The 1,547-nt window shown below is 66.1% G+C and carries 3 protein-coding genes; all 3 read left to right on the plus strand.

From position 1 onward, the window contains the following. Positions 1-219: hypothetical protein (locus P1J78_RS24845; protein WP_275570053.1), on the plus strand; the 219-nt coding region annotated here is incomplete at its 5' end. Positions 220-401: 182 nt separating this feature from the next. Beyond that, on the plus strand, positions 402-536 hold the full coding sequence (locus P1J78_RS24850; RefSeq protein ID WP_275570054.1) for a hypothetical protein: 135 nt from the start codon (positions 402-404) through the stop codon (positions 534-536). Positions 537-1,028: 492 nt separating this feature from the next. After that, on the plus strand, positions 1,029-1,547 hold a 519-nt coding region (locus P1J78_RS24855), incomplete at its 3' end, for an ROK family transcriptional regulator (RefSeq protein ID WP_275570055.1).

Genomic DNA, 1,547 nt, shown 5'->3' on the forward strand with positions numbered 1-1,547 from the left:
TCGGCATCACGCAGCCCTGGGCGTGGCGACGGCCCGAGGTTGCAGATGCGCGGTACCTCCGTCCGGCCCATCCTGATCCTCTTCGCCGATGGCGCAGCGCATGTCGTCGAGGTCGGGGCTGTGAATGAACCGCAACCCGCTGGTCGGAAAGACGAACCGAACAATCACGACGCCTTACCTTTCATCTGCGCTTCGACCTCTGCCATTCCGGGGATATGATCCGAGGACGGCAGGGAAGCGGGGATGGGTATCATGCTGGCTGCCCGCGAGGGCTCAGGTGGCATCTCCCCCCGCTTCCGAGACCCGTCTCGACCGCTGATTGGGCTGCGCGATCGATCGCTCTGTAAGGCGACGACGGCGAGGGCGGGGTGCCTTGGAGGGAAACAGCGCCGGCGGGAGGAATGGATGTCTTTATCGGGATCGACGTGGCCAAGGAGGTCCACTGGGCCTGCGCCATGGATCGCACCGTGCGGGCGCAAGAGTGCCGTCCGCGGCAGGTCGGGACGCCGTGCATCGCCGTCGCTCGCGCCCGGTGAGACGAAGGCCAGCTTTCCGCCCGCCCCCGCTCATTCCGCAGACGGCCCTATGCCGCCATTAGCCAGCCACGCTGCAAGGCAGCGTGGACAGAGCTGACGGCGCAGCCGCCGTCAGTCTGATCACTCAAGCCTCGTCCCGATTGACGCATTCAGGCGAGAAGGCCGGAGTGCAGATCGCCAGGTACTCGGCCGGTTCCTCCGGCGTGCTGTAGCGAACCCACTCGCCAGGCCCGCACAGAACGGCTTCGCCCGCGCGCAGGACGTCGCGGCCAGCCTCGGTCTCCACGACGAGCGCCCCGGACAGGACGGCGTGGATGTCGCGACCATCGGCACCAAGCTCAGATGCGAGCGGCTCGGGAGGCGCCGCGAAATCACCCTGCCCCGCTCGGCCGGGCGTCCCCGGACACCGCTCTACCCACCGGCAGCCATTAATTCAGATGATTTGACTGAAAAGCCGAATCGCTCCTATCGTGAACACCGATAGGAAAAGACATGGCGCTCAGAGGCACCAACCAAGAGCTTGGACGCCCGCTCAACAGACGCATCGTCCTCGAGACGATCCGGCAGAAGGGGCCCGTCACCCGCGTCCAGATCGCGCGGCAGGTGGGTCTCACTGTCCAAACCGTCTCGACGATTGCCGCCGAACTCGAGAAGCTCGGTATCATCGGGATCCATCCCGGCATGCCCAAAGGCCGTGGCTTCCCCGCTCCCCGGCTGGAGGTGAATCCGAACGGCGGTTTCGCTTGCGGCGTCTACGTGACCCCGCTCGGCCTGGAAGCCGGGCTCATGAACCTGTCCGGCGAGGTACTGGACACGTACTCGGAGGCCGCGACACAGATCAGCGCGGATGCCGCCTTCGACCGCATTTCCGCCGTTGTCGCGAAGCTGGTGGCGGACATCCCTCCCGAAAAGGTCTTCGGCGTCGGCATGGCGATGCCCGGCCCCTTCGACATCGAGTCCATGAGTTGCGTCGGCCCCACCACGATGGAGCAATGGCGCGGCGTCGATGTC

The sequence above is a fragment of the Psychromarinibacter sediminicola genome (assembly GCF_029168335.1).
GTDB lineage: Bacteria > Pseudomonadota > Alphaproteobacteria > Rhodobacterales > Rhodobacteraceae > Psychromarinibacter > Psychromarinibacter sediminicola.

Bases quoted from the DNA above. Each gene is read 5' to 3' on its own strand.
- P1J78_RS24850 (WP_275570054.1), top strand. From the start codon at position 402: ATGGATGTCTTTATCGGGATCGACGTGGCCAAGGAGGTCCACTGGGCC.